Here is a 22764-nt window from a genome sequence, read left to right on the forward strand (position 1 = left end):
TTTGAGCGACAGCACGGACAAGCCCGAAAGCACCGTGCTGCGGCGCGGCCTCGCCATCGTAGCGGGCAAGCTCATCATCGGCGCGGCCGGGCTGCTGACCGGCGTGCGTGCCATCTGGTCGGGCTCCACGCCCAAGGCCGAGCAGACGCTGTACTTCGCCAACCACACGAGCCACGGCGACTTCGTGCTGCTGTGGGCCACGCTGCCGCCCGACCTGCGCGCGCTCACGCGGCCGGTGGCCGGACAGGACTACTGGATGGCCTCGAAGCTGCGGCAGTTCATCGGCATCGATGTGTTCAACGCGCTGATGATCCGCCGTGACGGCTCGGGCCAGGGCGAGAACCCGGTCGAGCAGATGAAGCAGGCGCTGGACGCCGGCGACTCGCTCATAATGTTCCCGGAGGGCACGCGCAACACCGGCGACGAGATCCTGCTGCCGCTCAAGAGCGGCCTCTTCCACCTGGCGCGCGCCTGCCCCAACGTGCGGCTGGTGCCCGTATGGATCGAGAACCTCAAGCGCGTGCTGCCCAAGGGCACGCTGGTGCCGATCCCGCTGGCCTGCACGGTGCGCTTCGGCGCGCCGATCTCGCTGGCCGAGGGCGAGGACAAGAACAGCTTCATCGCCAGGGCCCGCACGGCGATGCTGGACCTGCGGCCCGAGTACGACCGCATCGAGGAGAACGGCACGGCCGGCAGCCAGAACGGCAACGGAGGGGCCGCAGCATGATCGAGCTCTCTCCCTTCGCGTGGACCACGCTCAAGCTCTTCGGCGGCGTGGCCGGCGTGCTGGTGCTGGCGTCGGCCATCGGCGCGCTGCTCAAGTGGAAGGTGGCGCACGGCCAGCCGCACTCGGTGATCGACAACCTCAACTCGCGCGTCAACGCGTGGTGGGTGATGGTGGCGGTGATCGGCATCGCCTTCGCCTTCGGCAAGGGCGGCGTGATCGTGCTGTTCTACCTGATCTCGTTCTACGCGCTGCGCGAGTTCATCAGCCTCGCCTACACGCGCCGCGGCGACCATGCGCCGATCGCACTGGCCTTCTACCTCGCGCTGCCGGGACAGTACTTCCTGATCTGGATCGACTGGTACGGGCTCTACGCCATCTACATCCCGGTGTATGCCTTCCTGCTGCTGCCCATTCTGGCGGCGGTGAGCGGCGACACGCGGCGCTTCCTGGAGCGCACCTCGAAGATCCAGTGGGGCCTGATGGTGTGCGTGTTCTGCATCAGCCATGTGCCCGCGCTGCTCACGCTGCAGATCCCGGGCTTCGAGGGCCGCAACCTGCTGCTGATCGCCTTCCTGGTGATCGTGGTGCAGGGCAGCGACGTGCTGCAGTACGTGTGGGGCAAGCTCTTCGGCAAGCGCAAGGTAGCGCCCGAACTCTCGCCCTCCAAGACCTGGGAAGGCCTGGTCGGCGGCGTCGCGAGCGCCACCGCGCTGGGTGCCGCGCTCTACTGGGCCACGCCCTTCAACCCGTGGCAGGCGGCGCTGATGTCGCTCACCATCTGCCTCATGGGCTTCTTCGGCGGGCTGGTGATGTCGGCCATCAAGCGTGACCGCGGCGTGAAGGACTGGGGTTCAATGATCGAGGGCCATGGCGGCATGCTCGACCGGCTCGATTCGGTGATCTTCGCGGCGCCGATCTACTTCCACGCGCTGCGCTACTGGTGGGTGCCTTGAGCAAGACGGAAGAGCGCATCGTGCACGACACACCGGTGGAGTGCACCAACGCGGCCTCGTGGGCGCGCTGGCTCAAGCGCCACCATGCCAGCGCCGCCGGCGTGTGGCTTCGCATCGCAAAGAAAGACAGCGGCATCGCCTCCGTCGACTATCCCGCCGCGGTGGAGGAAGCCCTGTGCTGGGGCTGGATCGACGGCCAGCGCAAGAGCCAGGACGAGCACTACTTCATGCAGCGCTTCACGCCGCGCACCCGGCGCAGCATCTGGTCGCAGGTCAACCGCGACAAGGTGACGAAGCTCATCGACGAAGGCCGCATGCAGCCGGCCGGCCATGCCGAGATCGAACGCGCGAAGGCCGACGGCCGCTGGGACGCGGCCTACGAGGGTGTCGCCAAGGCCACCGTGCCGCCCGACCTGCAGGCCGCGCTCGATGCCGACAGGAAGGCCGCGAAGTTCTTCGCCACGCTCGACTCGCGCAACCGCTTCGCGATCCTGTTCCGCACGCAGGGCGCCAAGAAGCCCGAGACCCGCGCACGCCGCATCGCACAGTTCGTGGAGATGCTGGCCAGGGGCGAGAAGATCTACCCCTGAGCCCCTGCTGAGTTTTCCGCTCAGGTGCCGGCCGCGATGCGCGCCAGCCGTTCGGCATCGACGATGCGGATGCGCTTGTAGCGCATGTCGATGGCGCCCTCTTCCACCAGGCGCCCCAGTTCCTTGTTGATGGTCTGGCGCGAGAGGCCGAGCATGGCCGCCAGGTCGTTCTGCGACAGGCGCACCAGCGGGCCGCCGTCGCTCTCTCCCGTTCCAGGTCCCTGCCCGTTGTAGAAGTGGATCAGGCTCATCAGCGTCGCGGCCACGCGCCCGTGGATCGAGTTGAGCATCTGGTTCTGCAGCAGCACGATGCTCAGCCGCTGGCGCTGCAGGCCGAGCTTGGCCACGTCGCGCCACAGCACCGGTTCGGCGTCGAGCACCGCGATCACGGCATCGCTGGGCAGGTGGATGATCACCGAGTCCTCGTGCGCGTGGTAGTCGTAGGGCAGCGGCACGTCCTCGAGCAGGCGCACCAGCGGCGCCACCTGGCCCGGTCCCAGCAGCGCATTGACGTACTTGCGCCCGTGGGTGCTCATGCTGCTGATCTCGAGGCAGCCCGACACCACCACCAGCAGCTCGCGCCGATGGCGGTCGTGCGCGAGCACCTGCGTGCGGCGGCTGTAGCGCTCCATGCGCGCGGACTTCATGAGCTCGGCGCGGCGCGCGTCGGGCCAGCGCGAGAACAGCTCGTTCCAGCGCAGCGCGCGCTCGATGAGCGCGGCGCTCTCTTCGGCGTTCCTGGGGGTCGAGCGAGGCGATCGGGTCAGCGGGTTCTCCCTGCCGTGATGTTCATGAATCTGTCAAAGCGTTGACAGATTCGGGAGGGCGTCATTTCTATCGTAAGCACCGGACATCCACAAGCACACAAGCGGCACCGCCATGCACCCGCATGCGGCAAGCCCTACCGGAGACAAGCAGCACATGAAGAAGACAGCAGCCGCCGGCCTCGCGCTGGCGGCCTATTCCTCGCTCACGCCGGCGCAGAGCAGCGTGACCATCTACGGCACGGTCGACCTCTACATGGCCTTCGCCAAGTCGGGCATCACCTCGTCGAAACGGCTCGAAGACGGCGGCCAGACCGCCTCGCGCCTGGGCTTTCGCGGCACCGAAGACCTCGGCGGCGGGCTCAGCGCGCACTTCACGCTCGAAAGCGGCTTCGCGCCCGACACCGGCAACGGCACGCTGCCCGGGCCGGCCATGTCATTCAGCCGGCAGTCCTTCGTCGGCCTGTCGGGGCCGTGGGGGCAGATCGACGCGGGCCGCATGTACACGCCGATGTTCTACACGCTGTTCAAGGCCGACCCGTACGGCGTGAACTCGGTGTTCTCGCCGATCAACCTGGTGGCCGCCACCGACGCGCAGCCGGGCCTCACGCCCTTCGCGGCCCGCGCGAGCAACATGGTCCGCTACCGCACGCCGGCCAGCAGCGACTTCTTCGCCGACATCGCCTACGCACCCGGGGAATCGAGCGCGCCCAGCCACCAGAGCGGCAACTTCTACGGCGGCAGCCTCGGCTGGTCGCGCAAGCCCTACTACATCGCCTATGCGTTCCAGCGCGCGCGCTCCGGCTCGGCCGCCGCGCCCGTGGCCCAGCCGGCCGCCACCACCTACCAGGCGCTGAGCGGCGCCTACGAGCTGCCGGACATCGGGCTGCAGTTCTACGCCAACTACGTGCGCAACAGCTCGAACCTGCCGCGCGTACCCACGGCGAAGCTCGCGAGCCTGGGCGTCACCTACAACGTGACGCCCGCCTCGAACCTGATGTTCGAGGCCATGCAGCGCAAGGTGGACGACTCCAGCCGCTCGCAGCTGGCCTGGACGCTGGGCTACGACTACTACCTGAGCAAGCGCACCGTGCTCTACGCGCGCTGGCTGCGCCTGCTCAACCGCAACGGCGCCTCGGCCTCGCTCGCGACCATCACCGTCGCGCCCGACAGCGGCAACGGCGTGCGCGTGCTCGCCGCCGGCATCCGCCACAACTTCTGAACCCGCTCTTCCCGCATCGACCCATGGATTTCTTCAGCTCCCAGGCCGAATCGCTCTCGGCCCTGTTCGCGCCGCGCTCCATCGCGGTGGTCGGCGCCTCTTCCAGCCCGCAGAAGATCGGCGGCATACCGGTCGACTACCAGCGCCGCTTCGGCTTCGACGGCGCGCTCTATCCGGTCAACCCCAAGGCCGACCGCATCCAGGACCTGCAGGCCTGGCCCACCCTGAGCGCCATCGGCCGAGCGGTGGACCTGGCCATCCTCGCCGTGCCGGCCGCGCTGGTCGACGGCGCGCTCGACGATGCCATCGCCGCGAAGGTGAAGGGCGTGGTGCTGTTCTCTTCTGGCTTCGCCGAGACCGGCGCCGATGGCATGGCCGCGCAGGCCCGGCTCGGCGACAAGGCGCGCGCGGCCGGCGTGCGGCTCGTCGGCCCGAACTGCCTGGGCTTCATGAACATCGCGCGCAATGTCTACGCGACCTTCTCGCCGGCGCCCGGCGTGGGCCGCGTGAGCGCGGGGCGCATCGGGCTGGTGAGCCAGTCGGGCGCGTTCGGCGCGTACGCCTACTCGATGGCGCGGGCGCGCGGCGTGGGCCTGTCGCTGTGGGCCACCACCGGCAACGAGGCCGACGTGCAGTTCGCCGACTGCCTGGCCTGGCTCGCGCAGGACCCGGCCACCGACGTGATCATGGGCTACATGGAAGGCTGCCGCGACGGTCCGCGGCTGCGCGCCGCGCTGGCCCTCGCGCAGGCGAACGGCAAGCCGGTGGTGATGGTCAAGGTCGGCAGCACTGCGCTGGGCGCGCAGGCCGCGGCCTCGCACACCGCGGCACTGGCCGGCGACGACGCGGTGTACGACGCGGTGTTCCGGCAGTACGGCGTGCTGCGCGCGCGCAACCTCACCGAGTTCTTCGACCTGGCCCACAGCGCGGCCGTGGCCGGCCGCCCGCGCGACCGCACGATCGGCCTGTTCACGCTCTCGGGCGGCGTGGGCGCGCTGATGGCCGACGAGGCCTCGGCGCAGGGCCTGGACGTGCAGCCGCTGAGCGATGCCGCGCAGGACACGCTGCGCAGCTGGGTGCCTTTCGCGGCGCCGCGCAATCCGGTCGACATCACCGGCCAGGTCACGAACGACATGAGCCTGCTGGAGCGCAGCGCGCGCGTGATGCTCGACGACCGCGGCTTCGCGTCGTGGATGGGCTTCCTTGCGGCTGCCGGCGCGTCGGATGCGTTCTGGCCCGTGCTGCGCGAACTGGTGGGCTCGCTGCGCGCGGCCTATCCCGACACGCTGATCGCCATCAGCACGCTGCTGGCGCCGGAGCGCCGCGCCGAGCTGGAAGCGATGCGCTGCCTGGTGTTCGCCGATCCGTCGGACGGCATCCGCACCATCGCCGCGCTGGCCGGATTGAAGACCGGTGCGCCGCTTTCGACGGTCCCGGCTCTCGCCTCGAATCCGCTGCAGCTGTCCCCCGGCACCATGTCCGAGCCCGACGCGCTGGCGCTGCTCGCCGAAGCCGGCGTGCCTGTCGTCGAGCACCGCGTGGTGCGCAGCGCCGACGAGGCGGCAGCCGCCGCCGAGGCCATCGGCGACGCGGTGGTGGTGAAGATCGTGAGCGCGGACATCCCGCACAAGTCGGACGTCGGCGGGGTGGCGCTCGGGCTGCGCGGCGCGGCGCAGGCAAAGGCGGCCTTCGAGCGCACGCGCGATCGGGCACTCACCGCACGGCCCGACGCACGGCTCGACGGCGCACTGGTGGCGCGCATGCTGGCAGGCGGCGTCGAATGCATCGCGGGCGTGCACCGCGACCCGGTGTTCGGCCCGGTGCTGATGTTCGGCCTGGGCGGCATCCACGTCGAGACGCTGCGCGACGTGTCGCTGCGCGCGCTGCCGATCACGCGCGGCGACGCGCTGGCCATGGTGCGCGAGCTGCGCGCCTTCGCGATCCTCGACGGCGCGCGCGGCCGTGCTCCGGTGGATCTCGATTCGATCGCCGATGCGCTGTGCGCGCTGGCCGGCTTCGCGCTGCGCGCCGGCGACTCGCTCGACAGCGCCGAGATCAACCCGCTGATCGCGCGGCCGCGGGCCGATGGCGGCTGCGTGGCGGTCGATGCGCTGGTGGTCGGGCGCGCCGCATGAACAACAACGGGAGACACACCGCATGACGACATCGAAGAGACAACTTGCCATGCTCGGCGCAGCCATCGCGCTCGCGGCCGGCGGTGCGCAGGCCGAGGCGCCCTTTCCGTCGAAGCCGCTGCGCATCGTGGTGCAGTACCAGGCGGGCGGCTCCACCGACATCCTCGCGCGCATCGTGGCAGAGGGGCTGTCGAAGCGGCTGGGCCAGCCGGTGGTGGTCGAGAACCGTAGCGGCGCGGGCGGGATCATCGGCACCGACTACGTCGCCAAGAGCGCGCCCGACGGCTACACGCTGCTGCTGACGGTGCCGGGCCCCGTCACCGCGAACATGGTGCTCTACAGCAAGCTGCCCTACGACCCGCGCACCGACCTGCGCATGGTCTCGGACATCGCCACCACGCGCACCGTGCTGGCCGTGCACCCCTCGGTGCCGGCGAAGGACTTCAAGAGCCTGATCGCCGCGGTGAAGGCCGCGCCCGGCAAGTACACGATGGGCTCGTGGGGCCCGGGCACGCAGCCGCACCAGATCCAGGTCTACATGGACAAGACCTACGGCCTGCAGACGCTGCACGTGCCCTACAAGGGCGAGAGCCCGATGGCAGTGGACCTGATCAGCGGCGTCATCAACATGACCGTGGGCTCGGTCACCACGCTGCAGCCGTACATCGCGGCCGGCAAGCTGCGCGCACTGGCCGTTGCCGGACCGCGCCGCGCCAAGGCGCTGCCCGACGTGCCGACCTTCGCCGAGCAGGGCTACGCCGACGAGGTCTATGCGCTCACCGGCCCGACCTCGCTGATGGCGCCCGCGAAGACGCCCGATGCGATCGTCGAACGGCTGGGACGCGAAGTCAGCGCGGTGATCCGCCAGCCCGAGGTCAGCCGCCGCATCGAGGAGCTGGGCGCCGAACCGGTGGGCAACCTGCCGACCGAGGCCACCGCTACCTACAAGGCATTCCTCCCCGTGACGCTGCGCCTGACGCAGGCCACGGGCGTGAAGCTCGATTGAACCGATCCATGAACTGCAGCAAAGAGACATCCGACATGAACGCTCCCGATCCCAATCTCGCCGTTGTCCTCGCGCGCAAGGCGCTGGCCCGCTCCATCGGCCTGGCCGCCTTCGTCTACGGCTACCCGCTCACCGAGACCTACCGCACCTGCGCCATGCAGACCGCGCCCCGGGCCGAGCGCCGCGCCGGCGCCTCGCACGGCTCGGACGTGCGTGCGCCGCTGAACACGCTGCATCACGCGCCGCGCCCCTCCACCCATGAAGACCGCGACGTGGTGACGCCGGCCAACGACCTGCTCTACACCATCGCGTGGGTGCACCTGGCCCATGGGCCGATGCTGCTGACGGTGCCCGCATCGTCGCGCCATCCGGGCCGCTACTTCGTGCTGCCGCTGTACGACGCCTACACCGAGAACTTCGAGAACCTGGGGCCGCGCAACTGCAACCCGGAGGGCGAGACGGTGGTGCTCGTCGGGCCGCGCGGCACTGTGCCGGAATCGCTCGCGGGCCACCGCGTGGTGCGTTGCCCGACCGATCTCGTCTGGCTGATCGGCCGCATCCTCGTGGGCGACGAGAGCGACTGGCCCGCCGCACGCACGCTGCAGTCCGAGATCAGGCTGGCGCCCGCGCCCGGCACCGTGCTGCAGGGTCGGCCATCCGCAGTCGAGCACTGGGACGGCCCTGCGGTAGACGCGATGGCCGCGGCCTTCGAGAACAGCGAGCCGGCCGCGCAGGTGGCGCCGCGCTTCTTCACCAACATGTGCCGGGAGCTCGCCGAGGCGCCGGGCCGCGTGGAAGACCGCGCGCTGGTCGCGTGGTTCGGCCAGGCCGGGCTGCGGCCGGACGCCGCGTTCTCATGGGACACGCTGGACGAGCCCACGCGCGAAGGCCTGATCGAGGGCTTCGCCGAAGGCGTGCAGCTGGTCGGCGCCGTGGGCCGCAACCGGCGGCCCAAGCCCTGGTCGATGACGCCTTCCACCGGCCGCTACGGCAACGAGTTTCTCGGCCGCGCCCGCACCGCCTACCTGGGCCTGGGTGCGCTGGCCACCAGCGAGGCGGTGTACGCCGCCGCGCACTACGACGAGAGGCAGGAGCCGCTGGACGGCCAGCGCAGCTACACGATGCGCTTCGAGGCCGACGACATGCCGCCCGCGGACGCCTTCTGGTCGGTAACGCTCTACGACGCCGACCGCTTCCTCTATCCCAACGAGATCAGGCGCCACGCCATCGGCGACCGCACGCCCGGCCTGAAGCGCGCAGCCGACGGCAGCCTGGAGATCGAGTTCGGCCATGTGCGCCCGGCCGACGCGTCCAACTGGCTGCCCGCGCCGGCCGGCCGCTTCTATCTGATCCTTCGCATGTACTACCCGCGCGAGGGCGTGCAGAGCTGGCGCATTCCCGCCCTGCGGGCACGGGAGGCCTGAGGATGCAGGCCACGACCATCGACGACGGACTGCGCACGCTGGCCGAGGAGGCCGTCGTCTACGCCTTCCCGCTCTACGAGATGAGCCGCATGCGCGCGGCCACCTCGCCGCAGCGCACCGATACCGCGGGAGAAGCACCCAGGCCGCATCGCTGGTGCAACGTGTTCACGCACGCACGCCAGCTGCTGGGCGCAGGCAAGAGCCGCGTGGTGACGCCGAACAATGACACGCTCTACACCAACGCCTGGCTCGACCTGGGCGAAGGCCCGCTGGTGATCGACGTGCCCGACACGGCCGGGCGCTACTACGTGCTGGGCCTGCTGGACTTCTACACGAACCCCTTCGCGCACATCGGCCAGCGGCTCACCGGAACGGCAGCGCGCTCCTTCCTCGTCACGCCGCCGGGCTGGCGCGGGGAAGTGCCGGCCGCATTCGCGCAGCCCGGCTCGCACATCGAGGCGCCGACGCGCTGGCTGTGGGTGATCGGCCGCATCCTGGTCGACGGACCCGGCGACGTGCCGGCCGTGAATGCGCTGCAGGACGGCTTCGTCGTGCGCACGCTCGGCGACTGGCAGGCCGGCAAGGCCTCGTCGATGCCGAAGCATTTCGACCCGGCCTGCGATCCGAAGGCGCCGCTGAGCGCCGAACACTTCGCGGCGCAGGTGAACCGCGCGCTCCGCGAGAACCCGCCGCCGGCGCGCGATGCCGGGCTGCTGGCACGCTTCGCGCGGCTCGGGCTGGGCCTCGGTACCGGCGAACCCGACGAGGCGCAGCTCGCCGTTCTGCAGGACGCGCTCGATGCCGTGCTGCCGCGCCTGCGCCATGCGCAGTCGGGCGCCACCTCTTCCACCGGCTGGGTGCAGATGCCGCTGGTCGAAGGCAGCTTCGGCGACGACCACCCGGCGCGCGCGCTGGTGGCGCTCAAGTACATCGGCATGCTCGAGAGCCGCGAGGCGACCTACCCGCTGGCGTGGCACGACGCATCCGGGCGCAAGCTCGACGGCAGCGGCCGCTACACGCTGCGCTTCGCGCCCGGCGCGCTGCCGCCGGTCGATGCCTTCTGGTCGCTCACGATGTACGACAGCCGCGACTACATGCTGGTGGACAACCCCATCGACCGCTACGCCATCGGCGACCGCACGCCCGGGCTGCGCCGCGACCCGGACGGCGGGCTCACGCTGCACATCCAGCATGCGCGCCCGGACGACGAAGCCGCGCAGGCGAACTGGCTGCCGGCGCCCGCGGGCGACTTCTATCTGTGCCTGCGCGCCTACGTGCCGCGCGAGGAAATGCTGGACGGCCGCTATGCGCTGCCGGCGCTGGTGCGTACCGGGGAGGCCGCATGAACACGAACGACACGAACGACACGAACGGCGCCGGACAGGAGAAGCCTTTCCTCATCGTCGGCACCGGCACCGAGACGGTGGCGCCGGGCCTGCACATCCTGCGCGGCCAGGGGCAGTCCTTCGTGGCCGAAACGGACGCCGGCCTCGTGGTGATCGATGCCGGGCCTGGCGGCCCGGTGACGCAGGGAATGATCGACGCGGTGCGCAAGCTCAGCAACGCGCCGCTGCATGCGCTTTGCTACAGCCACGGGCACGTGGGCTACAACTCCGGCGTGCCGATGTGGCTCGCGCATGCCGAGCAGCGCGGTGATGCGCCGCCGCGCGTGATCGCGCACCGCAACGTGCTGCGGCGCCAGGCCCGCTACCGCGAGACCGAGGCGCTGCAGCACCGCATGGCGGAGATCCAGTTCAACCGGCCGGCGGGCTTCTTCGACCGCCGGCTCGCCATGCACGCGCCCACGGAGACCTTCGACGACCGGCTGCAGATCGGCCAGGGCGACAGCCATGTCGAGCTGCGCTGGGCGCCATCGGAAACCGACGACGCGATCGCGCTGTGGAGCCCGTCGCAGCGCGTGCTTTACGGCGGCGCGGCGCTGATCGATTCGATTCCCAACATCGGCACGCCCTTTCGCACGATGCGCGACACGGTGCGCTGGGCCGACACGCTCGAAGCGCTCGCGGCGCTCGGCGCGCGCAAGGCGGTGCGCGAGTTCGGCGCCACGCTCGAAGGCGAGGAGCAGGTGCGGCACGTGCTCACCCACACCGCGCGTGCGCTGCGCTGGCTGCGCGCCGAGGTCGTGCGGCTGATGAACGAGGGGCACAACGAGCGCGGCGTGCTCGCGCGCATCCGCTTTCCCGACGAGCTGTTCGGCGTCGAGTGGATGAAGCCGACGTACGGCGACCCCGGCTACATCGTGCGCGACATCTACCGCTCGGAGAACGGCTGGTGGGACCGCAACCCGACCTCGCTGCATCCCGAGGCGCCCGAGGCCGTCGGCCGGGCCGTGGCCGAGGCCATCACCGACAAGCGCGGCGTGATCGCGCGTGCATGCGCCCTCGCAAAGGAAGGCCGCTGGCAGCTCGCGCTGCACGTCATCGACCTGCTGGCCATCGCCGAGGGCGACGCGCCCGAGATCGTGGAGGCGCGCTCGCTGAAGGCCGAATGGCTGCGCGAGCGTGCACGGCAGGTGCCGAGTTACGTCTCGCGCAACCTGTATCGCGTGGGCGCGGACATGATCGAGCAGGGAACGCAGGCGCGCTTCGGCATCCACTGAAAAACAGACGACAGGAGACAACACATGACAACCACACTCCTCCGGCACCGCCTGCGCTCGCTGGCCGTGGGCGCGCTCGCGGCCTGGGCGGCGATGGCCGTCCATGCACAGGGCAATGCCGATGCCTATCCCGACAAGCCGGTGACACTGATCGTTCCCACGGCGGCGGCAGGCGGCACCGACACCATCTCGCGGCTGATCGCCGACGCGCTCTCCAAATCGATGAAGCAGCCCTTCATCATCGACAACCGCCCGGGCGCCAACGGCATCCTCGGCACCGAGCTCGCGGCGCGCGCCGCGCCCGACGGCTACAAGCTGCTGTTCACCTACGCCGCGGCGATGGTGGTGAACCCCAGCCTCTACAGGAAGCTGCCCTACGACCCGGTGAAGGACTTCGCGCCCGTGGCGCAGATCGGGCGCGGCGGCAACCTGCTGCTGGTGCGGCCGGACCTGCCGGTGAAGACGCTCAAGGAATTCGTCGCCTACGCCAAGGCGCGCCCCGGCAAGCTCAACTACTGCTCGTGGGGCAACGGCTCGGGCGGCCACCTCGCGATGGAGAGCCTCAGGAAGCAGGCGGGCCTGTCGATGACGCACGTGCCCTACAAGGGCAGCGGTCCGTGCGTGCAGGACCTGATGGGCGGGCAGGTGGATGCGGCCTTCGCCGACATGTCGTCCACGGTGGAGCTGGTGCGCGCGGGCCGGCTGAAGGCGCTGGCCAACAGCGGCCCCTCGCGCATCCCGATGCTGCCCGACGTGCCGACGATGACGGAGGCCGGCTACCCCTTCGCGAACTATTCGTGGTACGGCCTGCTGGCGCCCGCGAAGACGCCACCGGCCATCGTCAAGAAGCTCAACCTCGCCGTGAACCAGCTGCTGAAGGACCCGGCGGTGGTGCAGCGCCTGCGCGAACTCAACTTCACCGACCTGCCGCAGAACACGCCCGAGCAGTTCGCCGCCACCATCCAGAAGGACCTGCACGACTGGAACGTGCTGGTGAAGGACATCGGACTGACGCTGGAGTGAAGAGAAGCGCCGGCGCCGCCGGCCTCACTTGGCCAGCGACTTCAGCGCCAGCTTGATGCCTTCGCTCACCGCCACGTCCTTGGGCAGCGCCTTGAGCGCGAGCGCGGCTTCCTTGTCGCTGTAGCCCAGGGCGACCAGCGCCTGCAGGATGTCGGCCTGCGCGTCGGAGGCGGCGTGCGCCGGCAGGCCGATGTCGGCGCCGAGCTTGCCCTTGAGCTCCAGCAGCAGCCGCTCGGCCGTCTTCTTGCCGATGCCGGGGATCTTCACCAGCCGGCCCAGCTCCTGCGTGGTGATCGCCTGCGAGAGCTCGCCCACGCTCATGCCCGAAAGCAGGCCCAGCGCGGTGCGCGGACCCACGCCGGTGATCTTGATGAGCTGGCGGAAGGCCGCGCGCTCCTCGGCAGTGCCGAAGCCGTAGAGAATCTGCGCGTCCTCGCGCACGACGAAGTGCGTGAGCAGCGACACCTTGGTGCCGACGTTCGGCAGGTTGTAGAACGTGCTCATCGGCACGTCGACCTCGTAGCCAACGCCGTTGCAGTCGACAACGACCTGCGGCGGATTGCGCTCGGCCAGGGTGCCGGTCAGTTTGCCTATCATTGGCTTCCCCCCGTTGCTTGCTCACTCCGTGTAGCCGCTTTCCCCCTCAAGAGGGCAACACCGGCGGACCGGCAAAGCCGGTTCCGCGGTGTTTCCCGCCCTGGATTGCGTTTTTTCGAGCGTGGCTGGTCTTGCATGGGCTGCCGATTAGATGGAAATGGATACCGCGTGATTCTGCGACACACCTTCACCCCACTGAACAACTCGCGCCTGAGCCACCTGTGCGGCCCGCTGGACGCCCACCTGCGCCGCATCGAGGAGGCGCTGGACGTGAAGATCGCGCACCGCCACGAGCAGTTCAAGGTCGAGGGCCACAAGGCCCCCGCGCAGCGCGCCATGGACGTTCTGCAGGCGCTCTACGAGATCGCGCAGCGGCCGATCGACGCGGCCGTGGTGCAGCTCACGCTGGCCGGCGACGGCGGGATGCTCGACGGCGACGACGATGCGGCGATGCTCGTCACCCGCCGCGGCGACCTGCGGCCGCGCACGCCCACGCAGGCGATCTATCTCGACAACATCGCGAAGCACGACATCACCTTCGGCATCGGCCCGGCCGGCACCGGCAAGACGTATCTGGCAGTGGCCTGCGCGGTAGACGCGCTGGAGCGCGCCGCGGTGCAGCGCATCGTGCTGACGCGCCCGGCGGTGGAAGCAGGCGAGCGGCTGGGCTTCCTGCCCGGCGACCTGACGCAGAAGGTCGACCCGTACCTGCGCCCGCTGTACGACGCGCTCTACGACCTGATGGGCTTCGAGAAGGTGCAGAAGGCCTTCGAGCGCAACGCGCTGGAGATCGCGCCGCTGGCCTTCATGCGCGGGCGCACGCTGAACAACGCCTTCGTGATCCTCGACGAGGCGCAGAACACCACGCCGGAGCAGATGAAGATGTTCCTCACGCGCATCGGCTTCGGCGCGCGCGCGGTGGTGACGGGCGACGTGAGCCAGATCGACCTGCCCAAGAACCAGCTGAGCGGCCTGATCGACGCCGAGCGCGTGCTCAAGCGCGTGAACGGCATCGCCATGACGCACTTCACGAGCGCGGACGTGGTGCGCCACCCGCTGGTGGCGAAGATCGTCGATGCCTACGACGGCCAGCGCAAGCGCGCGGGGAGCCACTGAGATGGCGGCATCGAAGCTCCCGGCGCTTTCGCTGTCGCTGCAGTTCGGCCGCTTCAAGGGCGTGGAGCGCCACCGCGCCGCGCTGCCGCGCCACAGCGTGACGCGCTGGATACGCCATGCGCTCGACATCGACGGCGAGATCACGGTGCGCATCGTCGATGCCGACGAAGGCCAGCGCCTGAACCGCGAGTTCCGCGGCAAGGACTATGCGACCAACGTGCTCACCTTCGACTATGCGCAGGGCCCCGTCGTGATGGCCGACCTGGTGCTGTGCGCGCCGGTGGTCGCGCGCGAGGCGAAGGAAAACCGCAAGACGCTGGCCGACCACTACGCGCACCTGCTGGTGCACGGCACGCTGCACGCCCAGGGCTGGGACCACGAGACCAGCGAGGCCGACGCCGACGAGATGGAGGCGTACGAGATAGAGATCCTCGCGGGGCTGGGCGTGCGCAACCCCTACGGCAAATAGCCGGGTGGCCGGCCGCCGCTACGCCGTCATCTGCAGCGGGATCGTGACCGGCCCGTCGTTGAGCAGGTGCACCTGCATGTCGGCGCCGAACTCGCCGGTGGCCACCACCGGATGCGCGGCGCGGGCCTGCGCCACGAAGTATTCGTAGAGGCGCCGCCCTTCGTCGGGCGGCGCGGCCTGGGTGAAGCTGGGGCGGTTGCCTGCGCTCGCATCGGCCGCCAGCGTGAACTGGCTCACCACGAGCAGGCCGCCGCCGATGTCCTGCACGCTGCGGTTCATCTTGCCGGCATCGTCGGCGAAGATGCGCAGCTTGAGGATCTTGGCGAGCATGCGGTCGGCGAGCGCGTCGACGTCGCCGCGCTCGGCGCACAGCAGCACGAGCAGGCCTGCATCGATGGCGCCGACGGTGCGGCCGGAAATGTCGACGCGGGCATTCGCGACGCGCTGGAGAACGGCTTTCATAGGGGGTGATGTTCGCCGGCCTGGGTGGCGCGGGCTTCCATGGTCAAGGGCAACAGCTGGATGGTGACGCGCAGGCCGGGCACGGCGTCCATGAGCGCCTGCTCGAGCTCGTCGCGCATGCCGGCGGCGTGCTGCAGCGTCCAGTCGCCGGGCACGTGCATGTGCAGGTCGGCGAAGCGGCGCTGGCCGGCGCTGCGCGTGACCATGTCGTCGAAGCGCAGCCGCCGGCCTTCAGGCACGCGGGCGGCGAAGGCATCGATGGTGGCGCGCACGGTGCCGAGGGTTTCGGAGTCGACCGCCTCGTCCATCAGCCCCTGCGAGGAGCGCCACACCAGCTTGACGCCCTCGCGCGCGATGTTCAGCGCGACGCCGATGGCCAGGATCGGATCGAGCCAGAGCCAGCCGGTGACCATCACGCCGACGATGCCGATCAGCACGGCGGCCGACGTCCAGACGTCGGCCATCAGGTGGCGGCCGTCGGCCTCCAGCGCGATCGAGCGGTGGGCGCGCGCCGCGCGGAACAGCAGCAGGGCCAGCCCCGCGTTGAAGCCCGAGCTGATCACCGACAGCGCCAGGCCCCAGCCCAGCTGCTCCAGCGGCTGGGGCGACAGCAGCCGCTGCACCGAGACCCATACGATGGCGATGGCCGCCCCGACGATCAGGATGCCCTCGAAACCCGAGGAGAAGTACTCGGCCTTGTGGTGGCCGTAGGGGTGGTCGTCGTCGGCCGGCCGCTCGGCGATGGTCACCATCGCGAGCGCGAAGACGGCGCTCGCGAGATTCACGAAGGACTCCATGGCGTCCGAGATCAGGCCCATGGAATTCGTCATGTAGCCGGCCAGTCCCTTGAGCACGATCGTGATCAAAGCCACGACAACCGACGCGCGAAGCAGCGCCTTAGGGGAAAACATCATTCGAAAACCACCGTGAACAGTGCAGGAAGCAGGGCGAAAAGCGGTAAAAGGGCGCAGAAACAGCCTGAATTATCGGCCTCGTGTCCATATGTAACGCCTTCGCATTAATAATGTTTGACTAACGTTGCGCAACTCTTAGCACAGAGAGCCAGATGATGAAAAACCTCGTGACCGTCCTCGGCGGCATCGCCATCGCGGGATACGCCGCGCTGGCGCAGGCCCAGACGCCGCCGGCCGCTCCTGCGACCGCTCCAGCACCCGCGCCGGCAGCTGCGGAAGCGGCTCCCGCGCCAGTGCCTGCCGCCAAGCCCGATCTCCAGGCCGGCTTCGTGAAGTCGGTGCGCGGCAGCGTCCAGCTGCTCAACGGCGCCGGCGCAGCCCGCACGGCCAGCGCAGGCGACGCGGTGGGCGCGGTGGACCGCATCGTGACCGGCCCCGACTCCTCGGCCTCCCTGGTGCTGCGCGACGACACGACGCTGGTGGTCGGGCCCTCCACGCGCCTTGATCTCAAGGAATTCCATTTCGACGGCACCACGCGCGACGGCGGCATCCTGCTCTCGCTGCTGCGCGGCTCCATGCGCATGATCACCGGCCTCATCGGCAAGACCAACCCCGACGCGGTGCGGGTCGAGACGCAGACTGCCACCATCGGCATCCGCGGCACCGACTTCATCGTGCAAGCCGACGGCCAGCCATGATCAAGATGCCGAAGAAACTCCCATCCTCCCGTTTCCCCTCCCTTCTCGCAGCCACTTTGGCCGCCGCCCTGCTGGCCGCTTGCTCCACGCCCGGCACGCGGGTGGTGCTGCTGCCGCAGGCCGACGGCAAGCCCTCGGCGGTAGTGGTCCGCGCCAAGGACGGCGAGGAAGTGCTCTCCACGCCCTACCAGCGCGCCACGGCCGCGGTCGGCGCCAAGGGCGCCCCGGTGGTCGACAACGTCGATCCGGCCAAGGTGCAGGCGGAGAACAAGCCGCTTTTCGACATGCGCCCGCCTCCTCCGCAGCGCTACACGGTCTACTTCGAGCTCGGCGGAACCACGCTGACGCCGGCGTCGCAGCAGATCATGAGCGAGGCGCTGGCGGCAGCGCTGGCGCGCAGCGGCGGCGACATCGTGGTCACCGGCCACACCGACACCAAGGGAAGCGGTCCGCAGAACGACGAGCTCTCGCGCCGCCGGGCGCAGGAAGTGGCCCAGCTCTTCGTCGAGCGCCAGTTCCCGGCCAACCGCATCGAGGCCGTGGGCCGCGGCGAACGCGACCTGGCCGTCCAGACCGCCGACGAGGTGGACGAGCCGCGCAACCGGCGCGTGACCATCGAGGTCCGGTAGATAAATAAGGATGCGGAGCAGGCCCCGCGGGGCCCGTTCCGGTTCAGCTCAGCGTCACGCGCGCGAACTTGCGCTTGCCGACCTGCACCACGTAGCTGCCCGCGGGCAGCTTCAGCGCCTTGTCGCTGACCACGGCGGAATCGATCCGCACGCCGCCGCCGTCGATCAGGCGGTTGCCTTCTCCAGCCGAAGCCGCCAGGTTCGCCTGCTTGAGCACCTGGGCGATGCCCAGCGGCGCACCCGACAGCGACACCTCCGGAATCTCGTCCGGCACGCCGCCCTTGCTGCGGTTGATGAAGTCCTGCTCGGCCGCATCGGCCGCCGCTGCGCTGTGGAAGCGGGTGGTGATTTCCTTGGCCAGCGCAACCTTGGCGTCCTTCGGGTTGCGCCCGCCCTCCACCTCGGCCTTCAGCGCCGCGATCTGCTCGAGCGATTGGAAGCTCAGCAGCGTGTACCAGCGCCACATCAGGTCGTCGGAGATCGACAGCACCTTGGCGAACATGGTGTTGGCGTCTTCGCTGATGCCGATGTAGTTGTTCTTGCTCTTGGACATCTTCTCGACGCCGTCGAGCCCTTCCAGCAGCGGCATGGTGAGGATGCACTGCGGTTCCTGGCCGTATTCCTGCTGGAGATGGCGGCCGACGAGCAGGTTGAACTTCTGGTCGGTGCCGCCCAGTTCCAGGTCGCTCTTGAGGGCGACCGAGTCGTAGCCCTGCATCAGCGGGTAGAGGAATTCGTGCACCGAGATCGACTGGCCGGCCTTGAAGCGCTTGTTGAAGTCGTCGCGCTCCATCATCCGGGCGACCGTGTACTTGGCGGCCAGCTGGATCATGCCGCGGGCGCCCAGGGGGTCGCTCCATTCGGAGTTGTAGCGGACCTCGGCAATATCGACGTTCAGCACCAGGCGCAACTGGTCGAAGTAGGTCTTCGCGTTGTCCTCGATCTGCTCGCGGGTCAGCGGCGGCCGGGTGCTGTTGCGGCCGGAGGGGTCGCCGATGGTGGTGGTGAAGTCTCCGATCAGCGGGATCACCGTATGCCCCAAGTCCTGCAACTGGCGCATTTTGTTGAAAACCACTGTGTGACCCAGATGAATATCCGGCGCGGTCGGGTCGAGGCCGAATTTGATTCGCAGGGGTGTTCCGGTGGCTTCGGAGCGCTGGAGCTTGCGCACCCATTCGTCCTGCGGCAGCAGCTCGTCGGCGCCCCGGAGGGAGATTTCGAGCGCGCGTCCTACACTATTCGAGAGGCTCATGGATGTAACAGAATCGGCCTTTACGGGCTTTTTTTGCTGATTTTCGGGGGGCCGAAGCTATACTCAGCCCGACTTTTCAAGCGCCGGATTCTAAGCGGCGCTTCTTTCCGCACCGTCTCCTGCCGCCCTGAACGTGACTGGGCCTTGCAGCACGGACCTGCAGAACCTGAGCTGGAATTCATAGTTTGATCAACGGCATTCTTGCCGCCGAGGAGCTTCTCGCTTCTCGCGTGGCCTATACATTCCGGACGTACCCAAGGCAGATCACCGCGGCCATCGCCACCGTGCTGCTGAGCGCCGGCACCCTCGCGGTGGCATCGCTCGGTCCGGACGCATCCGACCTCCCCGTCCACCAGATTCTTGAAGCCACGGCGCCGGTCTCGTTCGCCGACCAGAGCGAATCGCTCGAGAACTTCAGCTTCACCCTCTTTCGCACCGACGTCACCCGCTCCAGCGACACCGCCGATGCGCTCCTGAAGCGCCTGGGCATCTCCGACCCGGCCGCCACCGCCTTCGTGCGCGGCAGCGTCGAGGCCCGCAACGCGCTCTTCTCGCGCGCCGGCCGCACCGTGACGGCCGAGGCCACGCAGGAGAACCAGCTCAAGAAGCTCAGCGCGCGCTGGATTCCCGACGGCGACGGCGGCTTCAAGCGCTTCGTCATCGAGCGCACGCCCACCGGCTTCTCCGGCGTGACCGAGCGCGACTCGCTGACCCCGGGCACGCGCCTGGCCAGCGGCACCATCCGCACTTCGCTGTTCGCCGCCACCGACGACTCGCGCATTCCCGACGCCGTGGCCAGCCAGCTCGCGGACATCTTCGCGGGCGACGTCGACGTGCGCAACCTGCGCAAGGGCGACCGCTTCGCCGTGGTGTACGAGACCTTCGAGGCCGACGGGCAGGCGCTGCGCAGCGGCCGCGTGCTTTCGGCCGAGTTCGAGAACAACGGCAAGATCCACCAGGCCGTCTGGTTCCAGCCCCCGGGCGCGGGCCAGAAGGGCAGCTACTACCGCCCGAACGGCGACAGCCTGCGCAAGGCCTACCTGGCGACGCCGGTCGAGTTCTCGCGCGTGTCCAGCGGCTTCGCGATGCGCATGCACCCGATCCTGAACAGCTGGCGCCAGCACAACGGCATCGACTACGCAGCGCCCACCGGCACCTCGGTGCGCACCGTCGGCGACGGCACGGTCGATTTCGCGGGTACGCAGAACGGCTACGGCAACATCGTCATCATCAACCACCGCAACAACCAGCAGACGGCGTATGCGCACCTGAGCCGCATCGACGTCAAGGCCGGCCAGGCGGTGAGCCAGGGCCAGGCCATCGGCGCGGTGGGCTCCACCGGCTGGGCGACCGGCCCGCACCTGCACTTCGAATTCCGCGTGGGCGGCGTCTACCAGGACCCGACCTCCATCGCACAGGAAGGCGGCGCGCCGATCACCGCCGCCATGCGTCCGGCCTTCGAACGCGTTGCTTCCGGCGCGCGCACCGAACTGGCTGCGGCCTTCTCCGTCATCCAGGCCGGCGCCGACTGATTCCGCGGCGATGGCGGCCGAGCTTTTCATCGGCCTCATGTCGGGCACCTCTCTCGACGGCGTCGATGGCGTGCTCGCCGACTTTTCAGGCGGACGCATCGCGGTGCGGTCCTACGCGACCGCCCCGTTTCCGGTGGCACTGCGCGCCGAGCTGCTCGCGCTGAACACACCGGGCGACAACGAACTCCACCGCGCCGCACTGGCCGGAAACGGGCTGGCCCGCGCCTACGCGGGTGTCGTCGCCCAGTTGCTGGCCGACAGCGGCACCGACGCCGGTGCAGTCACCGCCATCGGCGCGCACGGCCAGACCGTGCGGCACCGGCCGCTCGAGTTCGACGAGGTCGGCTACACGCTCCAGATCAACAACCCCTCGCTGCTGGCCGAGCTGACCGGCATCGACGTGGTGGCCGACTTCCGCAGCCGCGACCTCGCGGCCGGCGGCCAGGGCGCGCCGCTGGTGCCGGCCTTCCACCGCGCGCTGTTCGCCAGGCCCGACGAGACGGTCGCGGTACTGAACATTGGCGGCATCTCCAACCTGAGCCTGCTGCCGGCCACCAACAGGCCGGAGGGTACCGTCAGCGTCCTGGGCTTCGACTGCGGCCCCGGCAACGCGCTGATGGACCACTGGTGCCAGGCTCATCAAGGGCAGCCTTTCGACAGCGGCGGCCAGTGGGCGGCCAGCGGAAAGGTGCTGCCCGAGCTGCTCGCGCAGCTTCTGGCGGATCCGTATTTCGCCCGGACGCCACCCAAGAGCACCGGCCGCGACCTGTTCAACCCCGCCTGGCTGGCGGCGCAGCTCGGCACCACCGCCATGGCCCCGGAAGACGTCCAGGCGACCCTGGCCGAGCTGACCGCACACGCCTGCGCAGCGGACCTCAAGAGCTACGGAAAAGATAGCAGGCTGCTGATCGTCTGCGGCGGCGGCGCACTGAACGGCCACCTGCTCGACCGGCTGCGCGCCCTGCTGCCGGGCGTTGTGGTCGAGGCATCCACAGACCACGGCCTGCCGCCGCTGCAGGTTGAGGCCGCCGCCTTCGCCTGGCTTGCCCGCGCCACCGTGCGTCGCGAGCCCGGCAATCTCGCCAGCGTGACCGGCGCGCGCGGCGCGCGGGTGCTGGGCGCGATCTACCCGGCCTGAGGCCCGGTCAGCCCTGGCCGGAAACCTCCGGCTGTGCCGGGTGCGGCGCGCGCACTTCCGACGGCAGATGCCAGAAGATCAAGGCAGAAGCGATCGTGATGAGCCCCATGGTCGCAAAGGTCGCTTGGAAGGCGTCCAGCGTGTGGGCCGGCGTGTCGGTGCCGAAGACGCCGTTGTAGCCCGCCAGCACCGCACCGGCGGCTGCCACGCCCATGCTCATCGCCAGCATCTGCACCATCGACAGCAGGCTGTTGCCGCTGCTGGCCATGCTGCCGTCCATGTCCTTCAGCGTGATGGTGTTCATGGCCGTGAACTGCAGCGAATTGACCGCCCCGAATGCCAGCAGCTGCAGCACGTGCAGCGCCATCGGCTGGCCCGGCGCCGTGAGCCCGAAGCTGGCCATGGTGCAGCCCACGAGGATGGTGTTGATCACCAGCACCTTGCGGTAGCCGTTGCGCCTGATCAGCGGGGTGGCGACGCGCTTCATGGCCATGCCGGCTAGGGCGATCGGCAGCATCATCAGCCCGGCGTGCACGGGCGAGTAGCCCATCGACACCTGCAGCAGCAGCGGCACCAGGAAGGGCATGCAGCTGCTGCCCAGCCGCGAGAACAGATTGCCGATCAGCCCGATGCTGAGCGTGGGCACGCGGAAGAGCGAGGGCGCGAAGAGCGGCTCGGGCGTGCGCGAGGCCCGCAGCCAGTAGCCGGCAATGCTCGCGAAGCCGAAGATCAGCACGACCAGCACGCCGCCCTGGCGCAGGCCCACGCCGTCCAGCGCGAGCGAGATCGCCACCATGCCGAAGGCCAGCATCGCGTAGCCCACGCTGTCGAAGCGCTTGAGCGTCACGCCGCGCAGATCGGGCATGTATTTGAGGGTGGCGATGCACCCGAGCAGGCCCACGGGCACGTTGATCAGGAAGATCCAGTGCCAGGAGGCGTACTGCACCAGCCACCCGCCCAGCGTCGGCCCCAGCAGCGGCCCGATGAGCCCCGGGATGGCCACGAAGCTCATCGCCTGGAGGAATTCCCCTCGCGGCACCGTCCGCAGCAGGGACAGCCGGCCCACCGGCAGCAGCAGCGCCCCGCCCAGGCCCTGCAGCACGCGCGCCGCCACCAGCTGGCCCAGGCTGTGCGAAAGCGCGCACAGCACCGAACCCAGCGCGAACAGCACGATGGCCGAGAAGAACACCCGCCGCGTGCCGAAGCGGTCGGCGATCCAGCCCGAGGCGGGGATCAGCATCGCCATGGTGAGCGCATAGGCCACCACCACCGACTGCATGCGCAGCGGGCTTTCGCCGAGGCTCGCGGCCATCGCCGGCAGCGCCGTGTTGATGATGGTGGCGTCGAGCGTCTGCATGAAGAAGCCGACGGCGACGAGCCACAGCAGGCTCTTGCGGACGGGATGTTCGGTGGCTTCGGCCTCGGAAGTCATGGGGGGCGGGCTGGGCAGAAAGAAGGGACGGGAACGAAAAAGCCGCCCGGAGGCGGCTTTC

The 22764-nt window shown here is 69.5% G+C and carries 23 protein-coding genes; 17 read left to right on the forward strand and 6 right to left on the reverse strand.

The genetic code is table 11. The annotated features are described in order from the left end of the window. The first annotated feature begins 1 nt into the window (after position 1). Genes G369_RS36190 through G369_RS0122695 form a run of 3 tightly spaced genes read left to right on the forward strand, consistent with a single transcriptional unit; the run spans position 2 to position 2270 of the window. Positions 2–727, forward strand: a complete 726-nt coding sequence (locus G369_RS36190) for a lysophospholipid acyltransferase family protein (protein WP_019656335.1) — start codon at positions 2–4, stop codon at positions 725–727. Further along, positions 724–1680: a phosphatidate cytidylyltransferase gene (locus G369_RS0122690; RefSeq protein ID WP_019656336.1), complete on the forward strand. Its 957-nt coding sequence runs from the start codon at positions 724–726 to the stop codon at positions 1678–1680. Before G369_RS36190 ends, G369_RS0122690 begins: the two co-directional genes overlap by 4 nt. Then, complete coding sequence (locus tag G369_RS0122695) at positions 1677–2270, forward strand: YdeI/OmpD-associated family protein (protein ID WP_019656337.1); 594 nt, start codon at positions 1677–1679, stop codon at positions 2268–2270. Before G369_RS0122690 ends, G369_RS0122695 begins: the two co-directional genes overlap by 4 nt. Before the next feature lie 20 nt (positions 2271–2290). Here G369_RS0122695 and G369_RS0122700 read toward each other — a convergent pair whose 3' ends face one another. Further along, entirely contained in the window at positions 2291–2902 is a 612-nt protein-coding gene (locus tag G369_RS0122700) for a Crp/Fnr family transcriptional regulator (protein ID WP_020723220.1), read from the reverse strand. On the opposite strand from G369_RS0122700, the gene G369_RS39535 reads away from it, so the two are divergent. From G369_RS39535 to G369_RS0122740, 8 genes are all read left to right on the forward strand, one after another. Then, positions 2901–3056, forward strand: coding sequence for a hypothetical protein (locus G369_RS39535; protein WP_019656339.1), 156 nt, complete (start codon positions 2901–2903; stop codon positions 3054–3056). The two genes, G369_RS0122700 and G369_RS39535, sit on opposite strands and share 2 nt — an antisense overlap. A gap of 135 nt (positions 3057–3191) precedes the next feature. After that, a complete protein-coding gene (locus G369_RS0122710; protein WP_020723221.1) occupies positions 3192–4256 on the forward strand; it encodes a porin in 1065 nt (354 codons plus the stop codon). Between the two features lie 23 nt (positions 4257–4279). Next, on the forward strand, positions 4280–6391 hold the full coding sequence (locus tag G369_RS0122715) for an acetate--CoA ligase family protein (RefSeq protein WP_019656341.1): 2112 nt from the start codon (positions 4280–4282) through the stop codon (positions 6389–6391). A 22-nt stretch (positions 6392–6413) separates the two neighbouring features. Continuing rightward, positions 6414–7397 (forward strand): Bug family tripartite tricarboxylate transporter substrate binding protein, encoded by a 984-nt coding sequence (locus tag G369_RS0122720; protein WP_026346554.1) that lies wholly within the window; start codon positions 6414–6416, stop codon positions 7395–7397. A 35-nt stretch (positions 7398–7432) separates the two neighbouring features. Continuing rightward, positions 7433–8821, forward strand: coding sequence for a DUF1254 domain-containing protein (locus tag G369_RS0122725; protein ID WP_019656343.1), 1389 nt, complete (start codon positions 7433–7435; stop codon positions 8819–8821). A 2-nt stretch (positions 8822–8823) separates the two neighbouring features. Next, entirely contained in the window at positions 8824–10167 is a 1344-nt protein-coding gene (locus G369_RS0122730) for a DUF1254 domain-containing protein (protein WP_019656344.1), read from the forward strand. Further along, the gene (locus G369_RS0122735; RefSeq protein ID WP_019656345.1) at positions 10164–11441 is read left to right on the forward strand and encodes an alkyl sulfatase dimerization domain-containing protein; all 1278 of its coding nucleotides are present in this window, start codon (positions 10164–10166) and stop codon (positions 11439–11441) included. The genes G369_RS0122730 and G369_RS0122735 overlap by 4 nt, the downstream gene beginning before the upstream one ends. Before the next feature lie 24 nt (positions 11442–11465). Then, on the forward strand, positions 11466–12464 hold the full coding sequence (locus G369_RS0122740; protein WP_019656346.1) for a Bug family tripartite tricarboxylate transporter substrate binding protein: 999 nt from the start codon (positions 11466–11468) through the stop codon (positions 12462–12464). Positions 12465–12488: 24 nt separating this feature from the next. Here G369_RS0122740 and ruvA read toward each other — a convergent pair whose 3' ends face one another. Then, positions 12489–13061: a Holliday junction branch migration protein RuvA gene (ruvA, locus tag G369_RS0122745; protein WP_019656347.1), complete on the reverse strand. Its 573-nt coding sequence runs from the start codon at positions 13059–13061 to the stop codon at positions 12489–12491. 168 nt (positions 13062–13229) lie between these two features. Here ruvA and G369_RS0122750 point away from each other — a divergent pair, with 168 nt between their 5' ends. Next, positions 13230–14177, forward strand: coding sequence for a PhoH family protein (locus tag G369_RS0122750; protein WP_019656348.1), 948 nt, complete (start codon positions 13230–13232; stop codon positions 14175–14177). A gap of 1 nt (position 14178) precedes the next feature. After that, complete coding sequence (ybeY, locus tag G369_RS0122755; RefSeq protein ID WP_019656349.1) at positions 14179–14646, forward strand: rRNA maturation RNase YbeY; 468 nt, start codon at positions 14179–14181, stop codon at positions 14644–14646. A gap of 18 nt (positions 14647–14664) precedes the next feature. Here ybeY and dtd read toward each other — a convergent pair whose 3' ends face one another. Together dtd and G369_RS0122765 are read right to left on the reverse strand one after the other, a co-directional pair. Then, the gene (gene dtd, locus G369_RS0122760) at positions 14665–15108 is read right to left on the reverse strand and encodes a D-aminoacyl-tRNA deacylase (RefSeq protein WP_019656350.1); all 444 of its coding nucleotides are present in this window, start codon (positions 15106–15108) and stop codon (positions 14665–14667) included. Next, positions 15105–16022, reverse strand: a complete 918-nt coding sequence (locus tag G369_RS0122765) for a cation diffusion facilitator family transporter (RefSeq protein WP_019656351.1) — start codon at positions 16020–16022, stop codon at positions 15105–15107. Before G369_RS0122765 ends, dtd begins: the two co-directional genes overlap by 4 nt. Positions 16023–16177: 155 nt before the next feature. Here G369_RS0122765 and G369_RS0122770 point away from each other — a divergent pair, with 155 nt between their 5' ends. Further along, complete coding sequence (locus G369_RS0122770) at positions 16178–16720, forward strand: FecR family protein (RefSeq protein WP_240650067.1); 543 nt, start codon at positions 16178–16180, stop codon at positions 16718–16720. Positions 16721–16725: 5 nt separating this feature from the next. Continuing rightward, on the forward strand, positions 16726–17349 hold the full coding sequence (locus tag G369_RS0122775; RefSeq protein ID WP_051127628.1) for an OmpA family protein: 624 nt from the start codon (positions 16726–16728) through the stop codon (positions 17347–17349). A gap of 43 nt (positions 17350–17392) precedes the next feature. Here G369_RS0122775 and tyrS read toward each other — a convergent pair whose 3' ends face one another. Further along, positions 17393–18601, reverse strand: coding sequence for a tyrosine--tRNA ligase (tyrS, locus tag G369_RS0122780; protein ID WP_019656354.1), 1209 nt, complete (start codon positions 18599–18601; stop codon positions 17393–17395). 185 nt (positions 18602–18786) lie between these two features. On the opposite strand from tyrS, the gene G369_RS0122785 reads away from it, so the two are divergent. Next, complete coding sequence (locus G369_RS0122785) at positions 18787–20133, forward strand: M23 family metallopeptidase (protein ID WP_019656355.1); 1347 nt, start codon at positions 18787–18789, stop codon at positions 20131–20133. A 10-nt stretch (positions 20134–20143) separates the two neighbouring features. Then, complete coding sequence (locus tag G369_RS0122790) at positions 20144–21271, forward strand: anhydro-N-acetylmuramic acid kinase (protein ID WP_019656356.1); 1128 nt, start codon at positions 20144–20146, stop codon at positions 21269–21271. 7 nt (positions 21272–21278) lie between these two features. On the opposite strand, the gene mdtD is transcribed toward G369_RS0122790, so the two are convergent. Beyond that, the gene (gene mdtD, locus G369_RS0122795; RefSeq protein WP_019656357.1) at positions 21279–22703 is read right to left on the reverse strand and encodes a multidrug transporter subunit MdtD; all 1425 of its coding nucleotides are present in this window, start codon (positions 22701–22703) and stop codon (positions 21279–21281) included. Positions 22704–22764: the final 61 nt, after the last annotated feature.

This window comes from Variovorax atrisoli 110B (assembly GCF_000382045.1).
Lineage (GTDB): Bacteria > Pseudomonadota > Gammaproteobacteria > Burkholderiales > Burkholderiaceae_C > Variovorax > Variovorax atrisoli.